Raw genomic sequence first — 22,721 nt, 5'->3', positions numbered from 1 at the left:
AGCACACCATGAGCGGACACGGCGCGCCCACCATCGACCTCACCACACTCAACCCCGAGGAAACCTCGCAGCTGAAGCTCGCCATCGTGGCGGCCAGTTGGCATACCCAGATCATGGACGGACTGGTAGACGGTGCCCTTCGCGCGGCCAAAGAAGCCGGCATCGCTGAGCCCACCTTGCTGCGTGTTCCGGGAAGCTTCGAACTCCCGGTCGCGGCAGCGCGGCTGGCACCGCACTTTGACGCCGTGGTTGCGCTCGGCGTCGTGATCCGTGGCGGCACGCCGCACTTCGACTACGTCTGCCAGGCCGCGACGTCGGGACTCACCGATGTCAGCGTCCGCACCGGCGTGCCGGTTGGCTTCGGCGTACTCACCTGCGACACCGAACAGCAAGGTCTTGACCGTGCCGGCCTTCCCGGTTCCCAGGAAGACAAGGGCCACGAAGCCGTAACGGCCGCCCTTGCCACGGCGGTGACCCTCAAGCAATTCAGCTAGGCGTATTGCCCTCAGCGGGCGCCGGAAGGGCTGTGAGTGTGTCTTCACTCACATCCCTTCCGTCATGCAGCGCCCCAACAAGCGGCACCAGCCCCGGAGCAAGTAGTCTGGAGGGCGTGAAGAATTTCGAGACGCTGTTCGCAGAACTGAGTGAGAAAGCAGCGACCCGCCCGGCAGGTTCGCGCACGGTGACCGAACTGGACTCCGGAATCCACGGCATCGGCAAGAAGGTGGTCGAAGAGGCCGCCGAAGTCTGGATGGCCGCGGAGTACGAATCGGACGAGGCCGCTGCTGAGGAAATTTCCCAGTTGCTGTACCACCTGCAGGTCCTCATGCTCGCCAAGGGCCTCAGCCTGGAAGACGTTTACAAGCATCTCTAGCCACGCCACTTCGCCCTCCCGAGGCGAAGCCAAACGCGTGGCCGATGTGCCTGAAACCTCCATTCCAAAAAGAAAGTCTCCCCAATGCTCCGTGTAGCAGTCCCCAACAAGGGATCCCTGTCCGAAGCCGCCTCGGCAATGCTGTCCGAGGCCGGTTACCGCCAGCGCCGCGATTCGCGTGAGCTGGTGATGGTTGATCCCGACAACGACATCGAGTTCTTCTTCCTCCGTCCCCGCGACATTGCTGTTTACGTAGGCCAGGGCACCCTGGATGTCGGCATCACCGGCCGGGACCTCCTCCTTGACGCAAAGGTGGAAGCCGAAGAACTGCTTCCCCTGGGATTTGCCCCCTCGACATTCCGGTTCGCTGGCCCCGTGGGCGACTTCACCGGCGTCGAGCAGCTCGAAGGCAAGCGCCTGGCCACCAGCTACGACGGTCTCCTGCGCGACTACCTCCAAGAGCGCGGCGTCAACGCCAAGGTTGTCCGCCTTGATGGCGCGGTGGAATCCTCTGTACGTCTCGGCGTCGCGGACGCGATCGCCGACGTCGTGGAGACCGGTAATACGCTCAAGGCCGCCGGCATGGAAATCTTCGGCGATCCCATCCTCAAGTCCGAGGCCGTGCTGATCCGCCGCTCCGGTTCCGGTGGTGCTGCCAACGGAACAGCCAAGGAAATCGAGATCCTGATTCGCCGCCTGCAGGGTGTCCTCGTGGCGCGCCAGTACGTGCTGATGGACTACGACATCCGTAAGGACCTCGTTGAAGACGCCGCCGCGTTGACCCCAGGCCTTGAATCTCCCACTGTATCGCCGCTCCGGGATTCCGAGTGGGTTGCCGTGCGGTCCATGGTTCCCAAGAAGGAAACCAACCGCATCATGGACGAACTCTACGACCTCGGAGCACGCGCCATCCTGGTCAGCAGCATCCACGCCTGCCGCATCTGATCCCGGACATCGATCAAGCAGAGCCCAGCAGAATCTAGGAGCAGCACATGGCTGTAGCCGTACGCGTCATTCCTTGCCTGGACGTAGACGCAGGCCGCGTCGTCAAAGGCGTTAATTTCGAAGGCCTTCGGGACGCCGGCGATCCGGTGGAGCTCGCGCACCGGTATGACAATGGCGGGGCGGACGAACTGACGTTCCTCGACGTCACTGCGTCCTCGGGTAACCGCGAAACCACCTTCGATGTTGTCCGTCGCACTGCCGAGGAAGTGTTTATTCCGCTGACCGTGGGCGGTGGCGTCCGCGGTGTGGCGGAGGTGGACAAGCTCCTGCGCTTCGGTGCAGACAAGGCATCCATCAATACTGCGGCAGTCGCACGGCCGGACGTGATTGACGAAATCACCCGCCACTTCGGCTCGCAGGTACTGGTGCTCTCCGTGGATGCCCGCCGCACCCGCGAAGGTGAGGTCCCGACGTCGTCCGGTTTTGAAGTAACCACCCACGGAGGCCGCACCGGCACCGGAATCGATGCCGTCGCCTGGGCCAAAGAAGCCGCAGACAGGGGGGTGGGAGAAATCCTGCTCAACTCGATTGACGCCGACGGTACCAAGGACGGTTTCGACCTTGAGCTGATCCGCCTGGTTCGCGCAGCCGTGAACATCCCGATCATCGCCTCGGGCGGTGCCGGGGTGCCTGCGCATTTCCCGCCAGCTGTTGAAGCCGGCGCGGACGCCGTGCTGGCAGCCTCAGTGTTCCACTTCGGTCCGGACGATATGATCGCTCAGGTCAAGGGAGCGATCCGTGCGGCAGGTTTCGAGGTCCGCTAGTCTGAGCGTTCAAACAGCAATGGAGGGTCACCGCAGGGTGACCCTCCATTCCTGTTATGTCCTGTGGGTGGTTAGAGGCCGATGTCTGCGGACTGCAGAAGTGCGACGGCGTCCGGCTGGCCTTCGAAAGTGACCAGGGCCTGACTGGTGCGGCCATGCGCATGCATGAGCAGTTCGCCCGGCTCGCCAACGATGGCCACGGAAACTGGAGCGCGCTTGGCAACGTGCCGGGGACCGGTAGGCCGAACCAGGACGATGCCGAGATCCACTCCGCGGTACAGGAAGGCCGCGCGCTTGATCAGTTCGTCCCAGAGTGCGTCCGAATAGGCTTCGTCGAGTGCTCGGGGCGCCCAACGATCACCGGCGCGGCGGATGTCTTCGGTGTGCACAAAATACTCGATGAGGTTGGACGTCTCATCCAGGGCTTTGATCTTCAAAGGAGATAAGGCTGGAGGTCCCGCGCGGAAAGTTTTCACGAGATCGGCGTAGGCGTCCGTGTTCTTCAGCTTGGCTGCGAGCTTGGACGTTGCCTTCTCGGACGCCTTGCCCAAGCTGGGGATCAGGAGCCCCAGGCCCACCGCGATTTTCCGTTCGCGAAGATACAAGTGCGCAGCGAGGTCCCGTGTCTGCCACCCTTCGCAGAGCGTGGGGGAGTCAGGCCCGGCCGCCAGCAGGGTTTCGGCCAGTACTTCTCGGGAGGGATCGACGAAATGCATCACTTGTGAAACTAGCACGATCAGGCCACTCTTGCGCAGTGGAACCGCCGCAGAATCCGGCTCCCGCCAAAGGCACTAGACTTAATCCGATGTCAGAGCAGTCCGCCCCCAGCCCAACTCCTGCCCCGGAGCTTTCCAGCGACCCCGCAGGTCCCTTGCCGCAGGAGATCGCAAACGCCCTCAAGCGTGACGCCGCCGGCCTCGTTGCCGCTATCGTCCAGCAGCACGACACCAACGAGGTCCTGATGCTCGGCTGGATGGACGACGAAGCGCTGCACCGCACCATGACCTCCGGGCGCGTCACGTTCTACTCCCGCTCCCGCCAGGAGTACTGGCGTAAGGGCGACACCTCCGGACACGTACAGTTCGTGAAGTCTGTCGCCCTGGACTGCGACGGCGATGCCCTCCTGATCCGCGTGGACCAGATCGGCGCAGCCTGCCACACCGGAACCCGGACCTGCTTCGATGGTCGAGACTTCAGTGTCGTTACGGGCCACCGCGACTAAGGCATCCACCACTTTCCACTGACGCACCACCTCAGACCAAAGGCGGAGAACTATAGCCATGCAGGACCTTGGAATCATCAGCCCGGGCCTGGAAGAGTTCCGCGAACTCGCCGTCCACAGCCGTGTCATCCCCGTGCGCCTCAAAGTCCTCGCAGACGCCGAGACTCCCATCGGCCTCTACCGGAAGCTGGCCAAGGGGCAGCCAGGGACGTTCCTCCTGGAATCAGCAGCGGTTGGGGGTGCGTGGTCCCGCTATTCCTTCATCGGTTCCAAGTCGCGCGCCACGCTGACAACCAAGGAAGGCCAAGCACACTGGATCGGCGAACCACCTGTCGGTGTGCCGGTATCCGGTAACCCGGTGGAAGCGGTCCGCGACACTATTGCCGCTCTGCAGACGGACCGCTTCGAGGGGCTCCCGCCATTCACTTCCGGGCTGGTGGGCTTCCTTGGGTGGGAAGCCGTTCGTCACTGGGAGCGGCTCACGTCTCCGCCCGAGGATGACCTGCAGTTGCCCGAGATGGCGCTGAACCTGGTGACCGACATGGCGGTCCACGACAATGTGGATGGAACCGTCCTCCTGATTGCCAACGCGATCAACTTCGATGACAGTTCCGACCGCGTGGACGATGCGTGGCACGACGCCGTGGCCCGGGTGAAAGGCTTGCTGGACCAGGTCAGCACACCGGTTGCCCAACCGGTGTCCGTGCTGGAGACGGCCGCTCTGGACTTCGCCTCCAGCGTGCAGGAGCGTTGGGACGAGGCCAAATACCTGGAAGCGATCGACCGCGGCAAAGAAGCAATCGTGGACGGTGAAGTTTTCCAAGTGGTGATCTCCCGACGCTTCGAAATGGAGTGTGCAGCGGATCCCCTGGATGTCTATCGCGTACTGCGCAACACCAACCCCAGTCCGTACATGTACCTCTTCAGCCTGCAAGATGCGGACGGCCGCGAGTATTCGATCGTGGGTTCATCGCCGGAGGCCCTGGTCACGGTGACCGGCGAGGAAGTCATCACGCACCCGATCGCCGGATCGCGTCCTCGTGGGAAGACCGTGGAGGCGGACAAAGCGCTGGCGACGGAACTTCTGGCAGACCAAAAGGAGCGTGCCGAGCACCTGATGCTGGTTGACCTGTCCCGCAACGACCTCTCCAAGGTGTGCGTGGCCGGTACCGTCGACGTCACCCAGTTCATGGAGGTGGAGCGGTTCAGCCACATCATGCACCTCGTTTCCACGGTGGTGGGCGAGCTCGCCCCCCAGGCCAAGGCCTACGACGTCCTGAAGGCCACGTTCCCTGCAGGCACGCTCTCCGGAGCGCCCAAACCGCGTGCTTTGCGCCTCCTCGACGAACTCGAACCACACCGTCGCGGAATCTACGGCGGTGTGGTGGGTTACCTGGACTTCGCCGGCGATATGGACATGGCCATTGCCATCCGGTCCGCCCTGCTCCGGGAGGGCCGCGCCTACGTTCAAGCCGGAGGTGGAATCGTAGCCGATTCGCATAAGCCTTCCGAGGCCTTGGAAACAGTGAACAAGGCTGCGGCACCCCTGCGGGCGGTCCACACTGCCGGTTCACTGCAGAACATTTCCGGTGAAACCGTGCGGGACGCAGGAATTGTCGACGGCGGGACTTCAGCCCCATGAGCACGGCCTCTTCCGCTCCAACCAGCACGAAGCCGCCACGGTGGGCGCGCAAGTCCACCCTGATCCTGGCCACGGCGGTCCTTGCGCTGGTGGTCTTTGGAACCACCACCCAGACGTGGATCGAGGTGCAATTGGACCCCACCGGTGCCTCCAACAGCAACCTCCACGTCCAAGGCAGCAAAGCCGCCACTGCCGTCACCGCCCTGGCGCTGGTTGCCTTGGCCGGCGGCTTGGCCGCCTCCATTGCCGGGAAGATCGCACGGTGGATCATTGCGGCCATCATCGCCCTGACTGCCGTAGGGATCATCCTGGCGGCCATTACGGTGCTGGCTGATCCGCTTGGTGCTGCACAGGGTTCCATTGCCGCAGCCACTGGCATCTCCGGAGGCCAGGCGAACGTGGCTGCGACGGCTTTCCCCATCGTCGCCGTCTGCGCAGGCGTCCTGTTGGCCGTCTGCGCAGTCCTGTTGCCGTTCGCCGGGCGCCACTGGAAGTCACGCACCAAGTACGACGCTGCTGCCAGGAAACAGGGCAACGAACCCGTGGACGAGATTGACAGCTGGGACAGGCTGTCGCGTGGTGAAGACCCTACGTAGCAGCGAAAATCGGGCTTTCGGGCCGGTCCGGCGCAACAAAAGCGCCTCGGCCGGTCCTGACGTCGGACGATGTCCCGGACGCCGTCAATAAATGGCAGAATGTAAGCAGTATTCATCCTGAGGAGATTCCACATGAGCAAAACCACAGTGTCCGCAAACCAAGCTGAATCCACCATGGCCAGCCACGCTGACGCCATTGGCCACGGTAATAGCCCGGCTGCCTGGACCTGCGTGATTGTGATGCTGGTTGGCGCCCTGATTTCCTCCATCGCTTTCGTCATCGCCAGCACGCCCATCTTTGTTGGCGGGCTGGTTGTCATGGTCATCGGCCTCATCGTGGGCTTGGTAATGCGCAAGGCGGGCTACGGAGTTGGCGGCAGCAAGCTGCAGAACAACGGCCACTAGTCGTGACCGTTCTTGATGACATCATTGTTGGCGTCAAGGAGGAGATGGACGCCCGCCGCCGGCTCGTGTCCCTCGTCGAGCTGAAGGAGCGCGCCGCAGGTTCCGCTCCTGCCCGTGATGCCTGGGCCGCCTTGGGCGGTCCCTCCTCCGTGCGCAACGACCTCAAGGTCATCGCGGAAATCAAGCGGCGCAGCCCCTCCAAGGGCGACCTCGCACCGATCGCCGACCCCGCGTCGCTTGCGGTGCAGTACGCCGACGGCGGAGCATCCGTCATCAGCGTCCTTACAGAACAGCGCCGGTTCGGCGGGTCGCTGGCCGATCTCGATGCTGTTCGTGCCGCCGTCGACGTTCCCCTGCTGCGCAAGGACTTCACCGTTGACGAGTACCAGATCTGGGAAGCCCGTGCCCACGGTGCCGACCTCATCCTGCTCATCGTGGCGGCCTTGTCCGACTCCGAGCTTGCCGAGTTCAGCGCACTGAGCCACGAGCTAGGCATGAACGTCCTGGTGGAAACCCACACCGAAGAAGAAATTGAGCGCGCCGTTGCGGCGAAGGCCAAGATTGTTGGCATCAACGTCCGCAACCTTAAGACGCTCGACGTCGACCGCTCGGTTTTCGGGTCTTTGGCGGGATTGATTCCGGCTGGGTCCGTCATCGTCGCGGAATCGGGTGTCAGGGGTCCAGAGGACGTATCGCATTACGCAGCGGGTGGTGCCAACGCCATCCTGGTGGGGGAGGCGCTGGTCAGCGACTCCACCCCACGCGAACGTATTACCGAATTCAAGGCAGCTGGAGCTGCAGCCATCGCCGTCAGGAACTGAGGCAGTAACTGAATCACGGCGAATAGTCATAAGGCAGCCCGGGCAAGCGCCCGCGGCTGCCTTGTGGCACGTGGAACTACCCAAAGAACTATCTGGAACAGGACGGTGAGACTGATGGTCGACGCGCCAACAGCCGGCTCAGAAGAGAATGCGGCCGACGCATTCCTGCAAGGTGGCCCTTCGCTGCGTAACGCCTCCGGGCCCTACTTTGGCAGCTATGGCGGACGCTGGATGCCTGAATCCCTCATCGCCGCCCTCGATGAAGTCCAGGACACCTTTGAGAAAGCCAAGGCTGATCCCGATTTCATCGCGCAGCTGAAGGACCTCAACAAGAACTACTCGGGCAGGCCGTCCTTGCTCACGGAGGCCAAGCGCTTCTCGGAGCACGCCGGTGGGGCACGCATCTTCCTTAAGCGGGAGGACCTCAACCACACCGGTTCCCACAAGATCAACAACGTACTGGGCCAAGCCCTTCTGGCGAAACGCATGGGCAAGACCCGCGTTATCGCTGAGACGGGCGCCGGACAGCACGGCGTGGCCAGTGCTACCGCCGCCGCCCTGTTGGGCCTCGAGTGCGTGGTCTACATGGGCGCTGAGGACTGCCGCCGCCAGGCGCTGAACGTGGCCCGCATGCAGCTGCTTGGGGCCACAGTGGTCCCTGTGACCAACGGTTCCCAAACGTTGAAGGACGCCATCAACGACGCCCTTCGTGACTGGGTTTCGAACGTGGAGCACACGCATTACCTGCTGGGCACCGCCGCCGGCGCGCATCCTTTCCCCGCCATGGTCCGTTACTTCCATGAAGTCATTGGTGAGGAAGCCCGCGGCCAGATCCTGGAGCAGACCGGAAAGCTTCCGGACGCTATCTGTGCATGCATCGGTGGCGGCTCGAACGCCATTGGCTTGTTCCACGCGTTCCTGGATGACGCGTCTGTAAAGATCTATGGCTTTGAGGCCGGCGGCGAAGGCGTAGAGACCGGCCGGCATGCTGCAGCCATCTCCCTGGGCCGCCCGGGCGTACTGCACGGCGCCCGTTCGTACCTCATGCAGGATGAAGATGGTCAGACCATCGAGTCCCACTCAATCTCGGCCGGTTTGGACTACCCCAGTGTTGGGCCCGAGCACTCGTACCTTGCGGACATCGGGCGGGTCACCTATGAGGCCGTCACCGACACCGAAGCCATGGACGCGTTCAGCCTCCTGTGCCGGACCGAGGGCATTATTCCTGCCATTGAGTCCTCGCACGCCTTGGCCGGTGCCATCAAGATTGGCCAGCGCCTCACAGCAGGCAAGGAAACGCCCTCCGACGTCTCCGTGATCGTCAATCTGTCCGGGCGTGGCGACAAGGATGTTGAGACGGCCGCCGCCTGGTTCAACATGTTGGATGAGGAAGGGCACGTCAAGGGCACCACGTTGTCCACACGCAAGCCCAAGGGACCCACAGACCGTACGTCCGAAGCAACCGCGGACGTCAACGAGGACCAGAAGTGATGACTGAACAATTCGCCAGCAAATCCGCTGCCGCCATTGACCGGGCCAAGTCCGAAGGCCGGGCAGCCCTGGTGGGCTACCTGCCTGCGGGTTACCCGACGGTACGGGAGAGCATCGAGGCCGGTATTGCGCTGGCCCGCAACGGCGCTGACCTCATCGAAATCGGCATCCCTTACTCGGATCCTGTGATGGACGGCCCCGTCATCCAGGCCGCCACCACCGAAGCCATCTCCAATGGTTTCCGCGTTGCGGACGTTTTCGACGTCGTTGCCGGGATTACCGCGGCAACTGACGCCGCGGTCTTGGTAATGACGTACTGGAACCCGGTGATGCGGATGGGCGTTGACGAGTTCTCCCGCCGCCTGGCCGAAGCCGGGGGAGCAGGGCTCATTACGCCGGACCTCATTCCGGACGAAGCCTCAGAATGGTTTGAAGCCTCGGACAAGTACGGACTGGACCGGGTGTTCCTCGTGGCACCCTCATCGACTCCCGAACGCCTCGACATGACAGTCAAGGCCAGCCGCGGATTCGTCTATGCGGTCTCGATCATGGGCGTCACCGGAACACGCACTTCGGTCAGCAGCAGCGCGGAAGACGTCGTCGCCCGCGCCCATGCAGCCGGAGCGGAGAGGGTCTGTGTTGGTTTGGGTGTCTCCAACCCGGACCACGTCCGTGAAATCGCCGCCTATGCCGACGGCGTCATCGTTGGCACCGCCCTGGTGGCGGCCCTCCGCGACGGCGGCGTGGACGCCGTCGGGCAACTCACCAAGAACCTCAGCGCCGGCCTGGGCCGCGCAGCTGCAGAAGCCTAGGAAAAGGAAACAGCGAAGCGAATGCAGACCGTCCTCCACGCAGCGGCAATGGTCCCCCTGAGTATCCCGAGCCCGTCGTGGTCCGGTTTCGACATTCCGCTGCCGTGGGGGACGTTGCGTATCCACGCCTACGCTCTCTGCATCCTGGCGGGCATCATCGTGGGCCTTTGGTTGACCTCTGCCCGATGGAAGCGCAGGGGCGCCCCTGAAGGAAGCCTGTGGGACATTGCCATCTGGGCGATCCCGTTCGGCATCATCGGTGGACGCCTTTACCACGTGTTCTCGTCTCCCGACGCCTACTTCGGTCCTGGCTTCGACGGCACGGGAGACCTCTCGCTGATTCCGCAGATTCAGCGTGGCGGGCTTGGCATCTGGGGTGCGGTGATCCTCGGCGCCGTGGGCGCTTGGATTGGCTGCCGGCGCGCAGGCGTCAAGCTGACGGCGTTCCTGGACGCAGCAGCGCCCGGCCTCCTGCTGGCGCAGGCCATCGGCCGCCTGGGCAACTGGTTCAACCAAGAGCTCTTCGGTGCGCCCACCACCTTGCCGTGGGGCCTGGAGATTGATCCTGCCAATGCCAATTTCCCGGCCGACATGGCTGCGGGCACCCTCTTCCACCCGACGTTCCTTTACGAGATGGTGTGGAACCTGGTTGGCGTCGCCATCCTCTTGCTGCTGGACAAGAAGTTCAGCTTCCGTTGGGGTCGCTTGTTCTGGCTGTACGCCGTGTACTACACCCTTGGCCGTGTTTGGATAGAGGCTCTCCGCATTGACGACGCAGAGCAAATCACCCTGTTCGGCATCACCACCAGGCTCAACGTGTGGACCAGCATCTTGGTCTTCATCGTGGCACTGGCGATCTTCTTCGCCCTCGGCCGACGTGGCCGGCCGGTGCCCGACACCCCTTATTTGCCGGGCCGGGAGCCAGAAGAGAAGGCCGAAAACGGCCCCTCTGCGGTGACGAGCGTCACCAGTCATGATGTGGACGCATCTGTCTCAGATACTGGTTCGCGTGGTAATCTCCCAGATAACCAAAGCGATCCGGGCCACGTTGACGAGCCGCAGGATGCAGCAGGGGATTCTACGAAGGACACCACGTCCGCCGCGGATTCCACACCTGCTGCGACTGCCGCGAGGAAGGCCCCCGGATCCTCGCCGAAGGCAGACGACACCAAGTAGTCGCCGTCGGTTCAGGGGCAACAGAGTCACCGCTCGTAGGGCCCAGTCCACAGCGTCGTGGCACCCCGGAAACCGGATCGCAGCATACCGATGTTCACTGGTCAAGCCGGGGCCAGAGGTCTGCGTAACTGTTCGTTGCGCTGGATCGGCTGGCCTACAATTCCAATAACTAGCGCTTTGTTGTGCCCGTCACAGGGCAGGCAAGGTGGGGCCAACGTTGTCCCTTCCATACGCACGATCTCGAGGAAGGACGTCTCCCATGACCCATCTTCATAACCCCGGTTGGTCCGAAAATATCGAACCTCAGGGTGCCATGTCTCCGTTCAAGCGCTTTGCCGCGCTCCCGGAGGCCCAGGGTCTTTACAACCCTGATAAGGAGAAGGACGCCTGCGGCTTGGCTATTATTGCCACGCTCCGCGGGGAACCGGGATACGACATCGTGGAAGCGGCACTGACCGCCCTCCGCAATCTCGAACACCGCGGCGCCGTGGGCGCCGACGAAGGTACCGGCGACGGTGCGGGCCTGCTCATGCAGGTTCCGGACGAGTTCTTCAGGGCCGTCACCGAATTCGAACTGCCTGCCCCCGGACAGTACGTTGTGGGCACTGCCTTCCTGCCTGCTGAATCCCGCGAAGCAGACAACGCGAAGGCCGGCATTGAGGCGCTTGCTGCCGACGAGGGCCTCACAGTCCTCGGCTGGCGTGAAGTGCCCGTCGTGGCCGACCTCGTTGGCGCCATGGCGCGGGCTTGCATGCCGTACTTCGCGCAGCCCTTCTTTGCTTCGGCCACCGGCGAGCAGCTCGAACACAATGAGCTGGATTCCCGTGCCTGGCGAATCCGCAAGCGCGCCCAGAACAAGTTCGGCGTGTACTTCCCGTCGCTGTCCTCGCGCACCATTGTGTACAAGGGCATGCTGACCACGGCCCAGCTTGAGCCGTTCTACCCGGACCTTTCGGACAAGCGCTTCAAGACGAAACTCGCCATTGTGCACTCGCGCTTCTCCACCAACACGTTCCCGTCGTGGCCATTGGCGCAGCCTTTCCGCACCATCGCGCACAACGGTGAAATCAACACGGTCAAGGGAAACCGCAACTGGATGCGTGCGCGCCAGTCGCAGCTTGCCAGCCCTCTGCTGGGTTCCGTGCCCGAGGAGCTGTACCCGATCTGCACCCCGGGTGCCTCGGACTCCGCTTCGTTCGACGAAGTAGCCGAGCTCCTGTGGCTCTCCGGCCGCCCCATCACGCACTCCATCATGATGATGATCCCGGAAGCGTGGGAGAACCACGCCACCATGGATCCCGCCCGCCGCGCGTTCTACGAGTACCACTCACTGCTCATGGAGCCGTGGGACGGTCCTGCTGCTGTCTCCTTCACCGACGGCAACCTCGTTGGTGCAACGTTGGACCGCAATGGCCTGCGCCCGGGACGCTACTGGATCACCGAAGACGGCCTGATCATCTTCGCCTCCGAAGTCGGCGTGATCGAGGTTGAGCCTTCCAACGTGGTCAAGAAGGGACGCGTAGCTCCCGGCAAGATGTTCCTGGTGGACACTGAGGCCGGCCGCATCATTGACGACGCCGAGGTCAAGGCCGAGGTCGCCGCCGCCAATCCCTGGGCTGAGTGGCTCAAGGACAACCTGATCGACATCAACGAGCTCCCCGAACGCGAGCACGTGGTCCACACGGCTGCCTCCGTGAACATCCGTCAGCGCACTTTCGGTTACACCACCGAAGAGCTGAAGATCCTGCTTGGCCCGATGTCCCGCACCGGTGCCGAGCCCCTGGGTGCCATGGGTTCAGACACTCCCGTTGCCGTGCTCTCCAAGCGTCCGCGCTTGTTGTTTGACTACTTCGTGCAGTCCTTCGCCCAGGTCACCAACCCGCCGTTGGATGCCATCCGCGAAGAGCTGGTTACCTCGCTGAAGTGCGCGATTGGTCCGAACGGTAACCTGCTGGACGGCAAGCAGGTCCGGCAGCCGCAGATCTCGCTGCCGTTCCCCGTGATCAACAACGACCAGCTCGCCAAGATCGCGAATATCGAAAGCCCCGACGGCGACCGCATCGCCATGAAGGTCCGTGGCCTATACCGCCCCGAAGGTGGGGAAGCGGCGCTGCGTGCCCGCCTGACCGAGATCTGCGAGCAGGTTTCCGGTGCGATCAACCGTGGCGTGCAGTACGTTGTGTTGTCCGACCGTGACTCGAACGCCCAGTGGGCGCCGATTCCTTCGCTGCTCCTTGTCAGTGCAGTCCACCACCACTTGCTCCGCAGCGCCAACCGCACCAAGACCGCACTTGTGGTGGAGGCCGGCGACGTCCGCGAGACGCACCACGTGGCAGTACTTATCGGTTACGGCGCTTCGGCCGTGAATCCGTACCTTGCCATGGAGTCGGTGGAACAGCTGATCTCCAACGGCGACGTTGTGGGTGTGACTCCGGAAGACGGCGTCTACAACCTCATCAAGGGCCTGGGCAAGGGCGTCCTGAAGATCATGTCCAAGATGGGTATCTCCACTGTGGCTTCGTACACGGGTGCCCAGACGTTCGAGGCACTTGGCTTGTCGCAGGAACTCGTGGACGAATTCTTCTCCGGAACGCATTCCCAGCTGGGCGGCGTTGGTTTGGACGTCATCGCAGCCGAGGTTTCAGCCCGGCACCAGATGGCATACCCGGAAGGTGGCATCGAACACCCGCACCAGCCGCTGCTCGGTGGCGGCGAGTACCAGTGGCGTCGTGATGGCGAACCCCACCTCTTCAACCCGGAGACGGTGTTCCGCCTGCAGCACGCCACCCGCGAACGCCGCTATGACATCTTCAAGTCCTACACCAAGGGCATTGACGACCAGTCCGAGAACCTGATGACCCTCCGCGGTCTCCTCAAGTTCAAGAACGATGTCCGTCCGGCTGTTCCCCTCGAAGAAGTGGAACCCGTTTCCAGCATCGTCAAGCGTTTCTCCACGGGTGCCATGAGCTATGGCTCCATCTCCAAGGAAGCGCACGAGACACTCGCAATCGCCATGAACCGCCTGGGCGCCAAGTCCAACACCGGTGAAGGTGGCGAGGACGTGGACCGCCTGCTGGATCCGGAGCGCCGCTCCGCGATCAAGCAGATCGCATCCGGCCGCTTCGGTGTGACCAGCCTCTACCTGACCAACGCCGACGACATCCAGATCAAGATGGCACAGGGCGCCAAGCCTGGCGAAGGTGGCCAGCTGATGGCCCAGAAGGTTTACCCCTGGGTTGCCCGGACGCGCCACTCAACCCCCGGCGTTGGACTCATTTCCCCGCCCCCGCACCACGACATCTACTCGATCGAAGACCTCGCGCAGCTCATCTATGATGCCAAGCGCGCCAACCCTTCGGCCCGAGTGCATGTGAAGCTGGTTTCGGAGGTCGGGATCGGCACGGTGGCGTCCGGCGTCACCAAGGCGAAGGCCGACGTCGTGCTTGTTTCAGGTCACGACGGCGGTACCGGCGCCTCGCCTCTGAACTCGCTGAAGCACGCGGGTGTGCCGTGGGAACTCGGCCTTGCCGAGACCCAGCAGACCCTGATGCTGAACGGTCTCCGTGACCGTGTTGTGGTTCAGGTGGATGGCCAGCTCAAGACCGGCCGCGACGTGGTCATCGCTGCCTTGCTGGGTGGAGAAGAGTACGGTTTCGCCACTGCTCCGCTGGTGGTTTCGGGCTGCATCATGATGCGCGTTTGCCACCTGGATACCTGCCCTGTCGGTGTTGCTACGCAGAACCCCGAACTCCGTTCCCGGTTCAACGGCAAGCCCGAATTCGTGGTCAACTTCTTCGAGTTCCTCGCAGAAGAAGTCCGCGAAATCCTCGCTGAGCTCGGTTTCCGCAGCCTGGAAGAGGCCATCGGCCACGCTGAGGTCCTGGACACCCGTGAGGCGATCGACCACTGGAAGGCCGAAGGCCTGGACCTCGATCCCATCCTGCACGGCCTGGAATTCGACGACGACGTGCCGCTGCGCAACATGACCGGCCAGAACCACGAGCTGGACAAGCACTTTGACCAGCGACTGATCACCATGGCCCAGGAAGCGCTCAGCGACCGCATGCCCGTCAAGATCACCCTGGATGTCATCAACACGGACCGTTCCGTGGGCACGATGCTCGGCCACGTGGTGACCAAGACGTTCGGCACCGATGTGTTGGCGACAGACACGATTGACGTGACGCTGAACGGCACTGCCGGCCAGTCCCTTGGTGCCTTCCTGCCCGCCGGCATCACGCTGCGCATGTTTGGGGACTCCAACGACTACGTCGGCAAGGGTCTTTCGGGTGGCCGCATCATCGTTCGCCCGGACCGGACCAACGTGTTCCAGGCAGAACGCAACGTCATCGCCGGCAACGTCATCGGCTATGGTGCCACCAGCGGCGAAATGTTCCTCCGTGGACAGGTGGGCGAACGCTTCCTGGTCCGCAACTCCGGCGCGACTGCCGTCGTCGAAGGCATTGGCGATCACGGTTGCGAATACATGACCGGTGGCCAGACGCTGATCATCGGCCGCACCGGCCGCAACTTCGGTGCCGGCATGTCCGGTGGTACGGCATACGTGCTGGACCTGCAGCCTGAGCGCGTCAACAAAGCAGCCCTCGATACCGGCGAACTCCAACTTCTGGAGCTCGACGCCGAGGACCGCGACATCGTCCACGGCCTGCTCACCAAGCACGTCGAGGAAACCGAATCCGTCCTGGCCGGCCGTCTGCTCGAGAACTTCGACGACACTGCCGCCCGCATCACCAAAGTGCTGCCGCGCGACTACGCCGCAGTCCTGCAAACCCGTCTCGACGCCATCGAAGAGGGCCTTGACCCCGATGGCGAAGAAGTATGGTCTCGAATCCTGGAGGTAACCGGTGGCTGATCCACGCGGATTTCTGAAAGTCCGGCAGCGCGAGACGCAGCCACGCCGTCCCGTTCCCGTCCGCATCATGGACTGGAAAGAAGTGTACGAAGCCCAGGAAAAGGGCGTCCTGAAAAGCCAGGCAGGACGCTGCATGGACTGTGGCGTTCCGTTCTGCCACCAGGGCTGCCCGTTGGGCAACCTGATTCCCGAGTGGAACGACCTCGTATGGCGGGACAAGGGTGAAGAAGCGATCGAGCGTCTTCACGCAACGAACAACTTCCCGGAATTCACGGGTCGGTTGTGTCCCGCACCCTGCGAAGCGTCCTGCGTGCTGGGCATTAACCAGCCTGCCGTGACCATCAAGCAGGTTGAGGTCTCCATCATCGACCAGGCTTTCGACAACGACTGGGTCCAGCCCCTTCCGCCGACGCGCCTCACCGGCAAGACGGTCGCCGTCGTCGGTTCCGGCCCCGCCGGCCTGGCCGTTGCGCAGCAGCTGACGCGTGTTGGCCACACCGTTGCCGTGTACGAGCGTGACGACAAGATCGGCGGCCTGCTCCGCTACGGCATCCCCGACTTCAAGATGGAGAAGGAACAGGTTGACCGCCGCCTGGAGCAGATGAAGGCCGAAGGTACGCGGTTCCGCACCGGAGTAGCCGTCGGTACGGACGTGACCTGGGAACAGTTGCGTCGCCGTTACGACGCCGTGGTGGTCGCCACCGGGGCTACCGTCCCGCGCGACCTGCCCATCCCCGGCCGTGACCTCGACGGCGTGCACTTCGCCATGGACTACTTGGTTCCTGCGAACCGCGTCGTGGCGGGGGAGACTCCCGAGAACCACATCGATGCCCGCGGCAAGCACGTTGTCATCCTCGGTGGTGGCGATACCGGTGCTGACTGCATTGGCACCGCACACCGTCACCAGGCTGCTTCGGTGACCACGCTCGCGATCGGCAAGCAGCCGCCAGCCGAGCGTGCAGCGCATCAGCCGTGGCCCACCTTCCCCACCCTCTTCGAGATGGCCAGCGCCCACGAAGAAGGCGGCGAGCGTACATACCTTGCGTCCACCGTTGAGTTCGTTGGTGAAAACGGCAAGCTCACCGGAGTCAAGGTTGCTGAAACCGAGTTCGTGGACGGCAAGCGCCTGCCCAAGGCCGGTACGGAGCGGATTATTCCTGCTGACCTGGTGTTCTTGAGCCTCGGCTTCACCGGCCCCGAGCCGGCTGGAATCACCGAGCAGGTCAGCGCAGAATTCGACGGTCGGGGCAACGTTGCCCGCGACGGCTACTACATGACGAACACCGAGGGCGTGTTTGTTGCCGGCGATGCCGGGCGTGGCCAGTCACTGATTGTGTGGGCCATTGCGGAAGGCCGCGCCTGCGCGGCCGCAGTGGACAAGTTCCTGATGGGAAGCACCATTCTCCCGGCACCGGTCGCCCCCACCGACCGGGCGATAGCGGTCTTATAGCGCCGGCAGGAACAATCTTTAACTCAATCAGCATGACACTACTTAGGGTAGGTATATGAGACGCGCGAAAATTGTGGCAACTTTCGGCCCGGCTATCTCCAGCTTCGACAACACCCTCGCGGTGCTGGAGGCCGGCGTCGACGTTGCTCGCATGAACATGAGCCACGGCGACTACTCCGTGCACGACAACACCTACGAGAATGTCCGCAAGGCTGCCGCCCAACTCGGCAAGCCTGTGGCCATCATGGCCGACCTGCAGGGACCCAAGATCCGTTTGGGTCGCTTCGTTGACGGCCCCCACGAGCTGGCGGTCGGCGACACGTTCACCATCACCACCGAAGATGTGCCCGGCACCAAGGACATCTGCTCCACGACGCTTAAGAGCCTCACCGAGGACGTCAACGTCGGCGACGCACTGTTGATCGACGACGGCAAGGTGGCGCTGCGCGCCATCGAAGTTGACGACGTCAAAGTTGTTGCCACCGTTACGGTTGGCGGCAAGGTGTCCAACAACAAGGGCATCAACCTGCCCGGTGTTGCCGTCAACGTCCCCGCGCTGAGCGAAAAGGACGAGGACGACCTCCGTTGGGCCCTCAAGCGCGGTGCTGACCTCATCGCCCTCTCGTTCGTGCGTGATGCCTCGGACATCAAGCGCGTCCACGAGATCATGGACGAAGAAGGCCGCCGCGTTCCGGTGATCGCCAAGATCGAAAAGCCGCAGGCCGTGGAGCAGCTCCACGAAATCATCGACGCGTTCGACGCCATCATGGTTGCCCGTGGCGACCTCGGCGTTGAACTGCCGCTCGAAGAGGTGCCGATCGTCCAGAAGCGCGCCATCGAACTGGCACGCCGTTGGGCGAAGCCGGTCATCGTGGCCACCCAGGTCCTCGAATCCATGATCGACAACCCCCGCCCGACGCGCGCCGAGGCTTCCGACTGCGCCAACGCAGTTCTCGACGGTGCCGACGCAGTCATGCTGTCCGGCGAAACCTCCGTGGGCCAGTACCCGATCGAAACCGTCAAGGTCATGGCACGGATCATCGAATCCACCGAGGTACACGGTCTTGAGCGCGTCCCCCCGCTGGGTACCAAGCCCAAGACGCGCGGTGGCGCCATCACCCGTGCCGCCGTCGAAATCGCAGACCAGCTGGACGCCAAGTTCATCTGTACCTTCACGCAGTCCGGTGACTCCGCCCGACGCCTCTCGCGCCTGCGCCCGGTCAAGCCGGTCTTCGCTTTCACTCCGGTGGAACACGTCTGGAACCAGCTGGCCCTCACCTGGGGCATCCAGCCGGTACTGGTCCCCACCGTGGGGCACACCGACGAGATGACCGCACAGGTTGACCGCAGCCTCCTGGACATGAAGATCGTGGACGAAGGCGACCTGGTTGTCATCGCTGCCGGTTCCCCTCCAGGACAAGCCGGTTCCACGAACTCGCTGAAGGTCCACAAGGTGGGCGACCTCGCCGACACCTCCGCCGTGGACTCGTCGCGCAAGGAGCCCGTTGGCCCGTGGCCTGAAAAGAAGTCCAAGACCAAGGCCTAGTCTTCCGGTTGTGAAAGCGGACCCCGCCGTATGGCGGGGTCCGCTTTTTTATTCTTGTGCGAGTACGACGGCGGCCGCGCACCCCATGTGGGGTACGCGGCCGCCGTCGTGAGTTGCTGTTTGTTAGTTGACCTGGTTGATGATGGTTTCGGCAACCTCACGCATGCTGAGGCGGCGGTCCATGGAGGTCTTCTGGATCCAGCGGAAAGCTTCCGGCTCCGTCAGCCCCATCTTGGTGGTCAGGAGGCTCTTGGCGCGCTCTACGAGCTTGCGCGTGGCGAACTGCTCCTGGAGGTCGGACACCTCGTTTTCGAGCGCCTTGATCTCCTCGTGGCGGGAGAGGGCGATCTCGATGGCCGGGATAAGGTCTGCGGGGGAGAAGGGCTTGACGACATATGCCATGGCGCCGGCGTCGCGTGCCCGCTCCACCAGTTCCTTCTGGCTGAACGCGGTCAGCAGGACCACCGGAGCGATCCGGGCCTTAACGATCTTCTCAGCTGCCGAGATGCCATCCATGACGGGCATCTTGACGTCCATGAGGACGAGGTCAGGCTTGAGTTCCTCAGCCAGCTGCACGGCCTTCTCGCCGTTGTCTGCCTCGCCGACGACGTCGTACCCTTCGCCCTTCAGGATCTCGATAATGTCCAGGCGGATGAGGGTTTCATCCTCGGCTACGACAACGCGTCGGGCCGGCTGGGCTGTGGACGTGGACTCCGTCTGTTCGGTCACGGGATCTCCTTGAAAAGGTTCGGCGGGTTCATGTCCATCTTAGTGTGGACTCTTTGATGGCAGGTTTTTGTTGCATCAGCGCGCCCGGTTCTTTGAATCAGCCTATCTGCATGTATAGTAATTTCGCGTGCTGGGAAAGGATCGCGTTGCTCACAGAAGTGAGCAGTCAGCGAGATTTAACTTCCCGGTAATCCGCGCCCGAGTGGCGGAATTGGCAGACGCGCTGCACTCAAAATGCAGTATCGAAAGGTGTGTGGGTTCGAGTCCCACCTCGGGCACGGCATACCCCCTCGTCAGAGGGGGTTTTTGCTTTAACTGGTGGATGTGTCTGGGCGGGCCCCTCGGGCGTTAGCGGCCCCCTCTGCCCATCGTCCCGGCTGGTGCCTGGCCACCATGTCCGGCCTGTTCAGTTTGGGTGGGGAGCGGGGTGAGCGTCCTGGCGTCTGGGGGCGTTCGGTGTCTTGTCTTTAGGTGTTCCGGCGGCCGTCGTTGGCCGCTCACCATATGAATGACAGCGTAGATCGGTGCGGACGCGGCAGGGGCCGTGCCACGCGGTATTTTCAACCGGGCAGCACGGCCTTCCATTAGTCCCTGTTGTTCCTCACGATGAACGATGCGAAGAGTGCAGTGATCACGGGGATCAGCACTGTCAGCGTCGCACTGAGAATGGTCTGGGAGTCTCCGAGCAGGCTTCGGATCCCGAGGGTTATCAGCCCCACCAGTAACCCGAGACCAAGCCACAGGACCCGCCGCTTCGTTGAGGGCGCGTTTCGTCCGGGCATCTCAGCAGCTGGTTGCACTCTGAATTCCCGAGAAGATAGCGCCGGTCAAACCACCGATAAAGATCCCGGGAATGCCCGCTCCCGCCCCGGTGAGCGCCCCAGTCCCCAACCCCCAGAGAAGATTGTTGAGGGCACACCCCTGGTTTATCCTGAGTGATGGGACCGCGGCGGATGCGCCACCGGCGGGCTGAAAGTAGACCTCTACCGTTTTCCGGTTCGACGAGACCTTGAACGACAACGTGTAGTTGACGCCTCCAACACTGGCCTTGGCAGGGGCCGTCTCCAGGACGTTGCCGCGGACATCTCTTGCGTTGAGCGTCCCATCCGCAGCGACTTCGAACTTCGCACGGACAGCGCTCAATCGGATGACCTTCTGCCCCTGGACGGTCTCCAAGGACGAAGACAGATATGCGCCATCAGCATCGGATGTGTTGGCCCGGAAATTTCCCTCAGATACGGTCTGGTGAGTGGCAGCCATTGCCGGTACGGGCGCCATCAGCGTAGAAACCAGCACGAAGCCCAAGACGGGCAGCAGCACGTTCTTGCGATTCATCTTCTCCCCAAATCTGCTCGATCTGCGCATTCATTCCTACCTAGATGTTTTGTTTGATTCCGGGACGCCACCGTACTGACATCGGAACGGACAGTCGGTGTGGTGGATGGCATCGTCGGTCTCTTCGGCGGCGAACATTGGTATTTCGCTATCTGGTAGTGCACTGAAGGGCGTTTTCATGACGCGTCAAGGGCAGTTTCGAGAGAGTCTTGTGATCCGTTTGGGCGAATTACGGCGACTTCCTGTCGGTATGGTGCTCATGCTCGGCCGTCGCACCAGGCCTATTCTCTTGGACTCACATGACTGGTAAACGCGCGAGGACGCCGTTGAGCTAGGGAGCACCCATCAGACCCGCAGCTGATTCCGTCATGCCGTTGCTTCGTTCTCTCGACATGAATAGGTGATCCCTTCATAGGGCCGTCTGGAAGCACGAAGGATGGCTGTCGTGGCCTCTGCATCTGAACCGAACGCCGACGCAAGCGGTGAATCGGAAGCCGGCGTCCCGCCGTCGAACGTTCGCCTGTCACCCGAGGAACGCATAGCCGACCTGACCAGGGGACTCCACACAGCACTTGAAGAAGCCATCGAGTCGCCCACACGCTGGCAAGCCCTCCTCGATGCCTCTGCAACACTGTGGCGGTACTCCGGGGGTAACGTCGCCCTGCTGATGATGCAGATGGCCCAGCGCGGTACCCAAGAACCGACGCTGGTGGCCGGCTACAAAGAGTGGGCCCGGCATGGGCGAACGGTGCTGCGGGGAGAGCACGCGCTCTGGGTCATCGCGCCGCGAACGGCCTCGATGCAGGAACTGATTTTGCCTGACGGGCAGCGCAAGCTCTTGCCAGCGAATCAGACTGCGCCTGTAGATGCCATCAGCAGAGGCAAGAAGAACGTGATCACGGGCTGGCGCGGGCAGGCCGTTTTTGACGTCACTCAAACCGAGGGCACGCCGCTGCTGGTGCCTCGCGCGGATGCTCGAGGTGGGGCGGATGTGGGTGACTTATGGAGTTCCCTACGGGAGGTTGCGAAGGAACACAGCTTCCGGGTTGAGGTGTCGGGATGTCAACAGGGGTACACCAGTGGCTATACCGACTTTGATGCTCGTCGAATTCAAGTTGGTGCCTGGATGAACGACGAGGAGTGGGTAGCGGTTCTTTCCCACGAACTCGGTCACGTCCTTTTGCACGGACCAGACGACCGCCTGGGGCGACTATATGGCAGCAGCGCGAACCATCGCGGCCTAGCGGAGGTAGAGGCCGAATCGGTTGCCTATACCGTCCTGCGGGCCCACGGCATCGATCGTGGACCGCAGTCAGCGTCCTATCTGGCTGGATGGGCCGACGCTGTGATCCGCGCGGAGAAGGACTTGAAGCACGACTCCGCGGATAGCTGGGTGCCGACGTCTCGAGTCGACATCGCGAAGTCCGTGCTGGGGAGAGTGACCGGGGCTAGCAAGGGCATCCTGGCGGTCTCGGACCCTCCTGGGTTCGGTGGGAAGTTCGCTGCCGCCAGTACTGATCCGTCCGTTGTGACCAGTCCAACCTATGCCGGTGTCCGTGGACCGACCGCGTCATTTAACGGTCCTGAAATTGCTGGTCCCTGAACGCGCAGATGTCAGTCGGGAGAGGCCCGTCGACTAAGGAAGGTAACCCATCATGAATACAAAGATCCCCATCACCATCGCGGGAAACCTGGTCGCAGATCCCGAACTGACCATCGGGGAATCCGGAACTCCGCACGCGAAACTCCGTGTCGCCGTGAACCAGCGGATTCCGAACCCGGATGGCACTTGGCGGGATGGCGAGCCGGTCTTTCACAACGTGTCTGCCTTTCGGATGCTCGCGGAGAATGCTTCTACTTCTCTGAAAAAGGGTGACCCGGTGACTGTGTCGGGAGAGCTAGATGTAGTGTCCCGGCAGGTTGGTGACACGGGATTGATGTGACGCAATAAGAGGACCTCCGGGTGTTGTGTGGTGCTTG

Annotated in this window: 21 protein-coding genes and 1 tRNA gene; 18 read left to right on the top strand and 4 right to left on the bottom strand. The window is 62.7% G+C overall.

Going from position 1 to position 22,721, the window contains the following annotated elements:
- Positions 1-8: 8 nt before the first annotated feature.
- From ribH to hisF, 4 genes are all read left to right on the top strand, one after another.
- Positions 9-494, top strand: a complete 486-nt coding sequence (gene ribH, locus FQP90_RS17755; RefSeq protein WP_144652397.1) for a 6,7-dimethyl-8-ribityllumazine synthase — start codon at positions 9-11, stop codon at positions 492-494.
- A 116-nt stretch (positions 495-610) separates the two neighbouring features.
- On the top strand, positions 611-874 hold the full coding sequence (locus tag FQP90_RS17750) for a phosphoribosyl-ATP diphosphatase (RefSeq protein WP_144652396.1): 264 nt from the start codon (positions 611-613) through the stop codon (positions 872-874).
- Between the two features lie 84 nt (positions 875-958).
- Complete coding sequence (hisG, locus tag FQP90_RS17745; protein WP_144652395.1) at positions 959-1,819, top strand: ATP phosphoribosyltransferase; 861 nt, start codon at positions 959-961, stop codon at positions 1,817-1,819.
- Positions 1,820-1,866: 47 nt separating this feature from the next.
- Positions 1,867-2,643, top strand: a complete 777-nt coding sequence (gene hisF, locus FQP90_RS17740; RefSeq protein ID WP_144652394.1) for an imidazole glycerol phosphate synthase subunit HisF — start codon at positions 1,867-1,869, stop codon at positions 2,641-2,643.
- A 71-nt stretch (positions 2,644-2,714) separates the two neighbouring features.
- Here hisF and FQP90_RS17735 read toward each other — a convergent pair whose 3' ends face one another.
- Positions 2,715-3,359 carry a TIGR03085 family metal-binding protein gene (locus FQP90_RS17735; protein ID WP_144652464.1) on the bottom strand — a complete coding sequence of 215 codons (645 nt, stop codon included), beginning with the start codon at positions 3,357-3,359 and terminating at the stop codon, positions 2,715-2,717.
- Positions 3,360-3,448: 89 nt separating this feature from the next.
- On the opposite strand from FQP90_RS17735, the gene hisI reads away from it, so the two are divergent.
- From hisI to pyk, 11 genes are all read left to right on the top strand, one after another.
- Complete coding sequence (gene hisI / locus FQP90_RS17730) at positions 3,449-3,865, top strand: phosphoribosyl-AMP cyclohydrolase (RefSeq protein ID WP_144652393.1); 417 nt, start codon at positions 3,449-3,451, stop codon at positions 3,863-3,865.
- Between the two features lie 58 nt (positions 3,866-3,923).
- Entirely contained in the window at positions 3,924-5,507 is a 1,584-nt protein-coding gene (locus tag FQP90_RS17725; RefSeq protein ID WP_144652392.1) for an anthranilate synthase component I, read from the top strand.
- Positions 5,504-6,103 carry a Trp biosynthesis-associated membrane protein gene (locus tag FQP90_RS17720; RefSeq protein ID WP_144652391.1) on the top strand — a complete coding sequence of 200 codons (600 nt, stop codon included), beginning with the start codon at positions 5,504-5,506 and terminating at the stop codon, positions 6,101-6,103. The genes FQP90_RS17725 and FQP90_RS17720 overlap by 4 nt, the downstream gene beginning before the upstream one ends.
- Before the next feature lie 132 nt (positions 6,104-6,235).
- Positions 6,236-6,508 (top strand): HGxxPAAW family protein, encoded by a 273-nt coding sequence (locus FQP90_RS17715; protein WP_090825336.1) that lies wholly within the window; start codon positions 6,236-6,238, stop codon positions 6,506-6,508.
- Positions 6,509-6,510: 2 nt separating this feature from the next.
- A complete protein-coding gene (gene trpC, locus FQP90_RS17710) occupies positions 6,511-7,329 on the top strand; it encodes an indole-3-glycerol phosphate synthase TrpC (protein WP_144652390.1) in 819 nt (272 codons plus the stop codon).
- Positions 7,330-7,443: 114 nt separating this feature from the next.
- On the top strand, positions 7,444-8,820 hold the full coding sequence (gene trpB / locus FQP90_RS17705; RefSeq protein ID WP_144652389.1) for a tryptophan synthase subunit beta: 1,377 nt from the start codon (positions 7,444-7,446) through the stop codon (positions 8,818-8,820).
- Positions 8,820-9,632 (top strand): tryptophan synthase subunit alpha, encoded by an 813-nt coding sequence (gene trpA, locus FQP90_RS17700; protein ID WP_144652388.1) that lies wholly within the window; start codon positions 8,820-8,822, stop codon positions 9,630-9,632. The genes trpB and trpA overlap by 1 nt, the downstream gene beginning before the upstream one ends.
- A gap of 21 nt (positions 9,633-9,653) precedes the next feature.
- Positions 9,654-10,808 carry a prolipoprotein diacylglyceryl transferase gene (gene lgt / locus FQP90_RS17695; protein WP_144652387.1) on the top strand — a complete coding sequence of 385 codons (1,155 nt, stop codon included), beginning with the start codon at positions 9,654-9,656 and terminating at the stop codon, positions 10,806-10,808.
- 259 nt (positions 10,809-11,067) lie between these two features.
- A complete protein-coding gene (gene gltB / locus FQP90_RS17690) occupies positions 11,068-15,681 on the top strand; it encodes a glutamate synthase large subunit (protein ID WP_144652386.1) in 4,614 nt (1,537 codons plus the stop codon).
- Entirely contained in the window at positions 15,674-17,131 is a 1,458-nt protein-coding gene (locus FQP90_RS17685; protein ID WP_144652385.1) for a glutamate synthase subunit beta, read from the top strand. Before gltB ends, FQP90_RS17685 begins: the two co-directional genes overlap by 8 nt.
- Before the next feature lie 55 nt (positions 17,132-17,186).
- A complete protein-coding gene (pyk, locus tag FQP90_RS17680; RefSeq protein WP_144652384.1) occupies positions 17,187-18,677 on the top strand; it encodes a pyruvate kinase in 1,491 nt (496 codons plus the stop codon).
- A 123-nt stretch (positions 18,678-18,800) separates the two neighbouring features.
- Here pyk and FQP90_RS17675 read toward each other — a convergent pair whose 3' ends face one another.
- Positions 18,801-19,406, bottom strand: coding sequence for an ANTAR domain-containing response regulator (locus FQP90_RS17675; protein ID WP_011774540.1), 606 nt, complete (start codon positions 19,404-19,406; stop codon positions 18,801-18,803).
- Positions 19,407-19,602: 196 nt separating this feature from the next.
- Between FQP90_RS17675 and FQP90_RS17670 the strand changes: the two genes are divergently transcribed.
- Positions 19,603-19,684 (top strand) — tRNA-Leu (locus FQP90_RS17670).
- A gap of 306 nt (positions 19,685-19,990) precedes the next feature.
- On the opposite strand, the gene FQP90_RS17665 is transcribed toward FQP90_RS17670, so the two are convergent.
- The gene (locus tag FQP90_RS17665) at positions 19,991-20,188 is read right to left on the bottom strand and encodes a hypothetical protein (protein WP_144652383.1); all 198 of its coding nucleotides are present in this window, start codon (positions 20,186-20,188) and stop codon (positions 19,991-19,993) included.
- Position 20,189: 1 nt separating this feature from the next.
- Positions 20,190-20,741 carry a hypothetical protein gene (locus tag FQP90_RS17660; protein WP_144652382.1) on the bottom strand — a complete coding sequence of 184 codons (552 nt, stop codon included), beginning with the start codon at positions 20,739-20,741 and terminating at the stop codon, positions 20,190-20,192.
- A gap of 445 nt (positions 20,742-21,186) precedes the next feature.
- Between FQP90_RS17660 and FQP90_RS17655 the strand changes: the two genes are divergently transcribed.
- Positions 21,187-22,344, top strand: coding sequence for an ArdC-like ssDNA-binding domain-containing protein (locus FQP90_RS17655; protein ID WP_144652381.1), 1,158 nt, complete (start codon positions 21,187-21,189; stop codon positions 22,342-22,344).
- Between the two features lie 52 nt (positions 22,345-22,396).
- Positions 22,397-22,684 carry a single-stranded DNA-binding protein gene (locus FQP90_RS17650; protein ID WP_144652380.1) on the top strand — a complete coding sequence of 96 codons (288 nt, stop codon included), beginning with the start codon at positions 22,397-22,399 and terminating at the stop codon, positions 22,682-22,684.
- The last annotated feature ends 37 nt before the right edge of the window (positions 22,685-22,721 follow it).

The sequence above is a fragment of the Paenarthrobacter nitroguajacolicus genome (assembly GCF_007786235.1).
GTDB classification, from domain to species: domain Bacteria; phylum Actinomycetota; class Actinomycetes; order Actinomycetales; family Micrococcaceae; genus Arthrobacter; species Arthrobacter nitroguajacolicus_A.
Note: the sequence above shows the minus strand (reverse complement) of the source record. Positions and strands in the feature narration are given on the sequence as shown.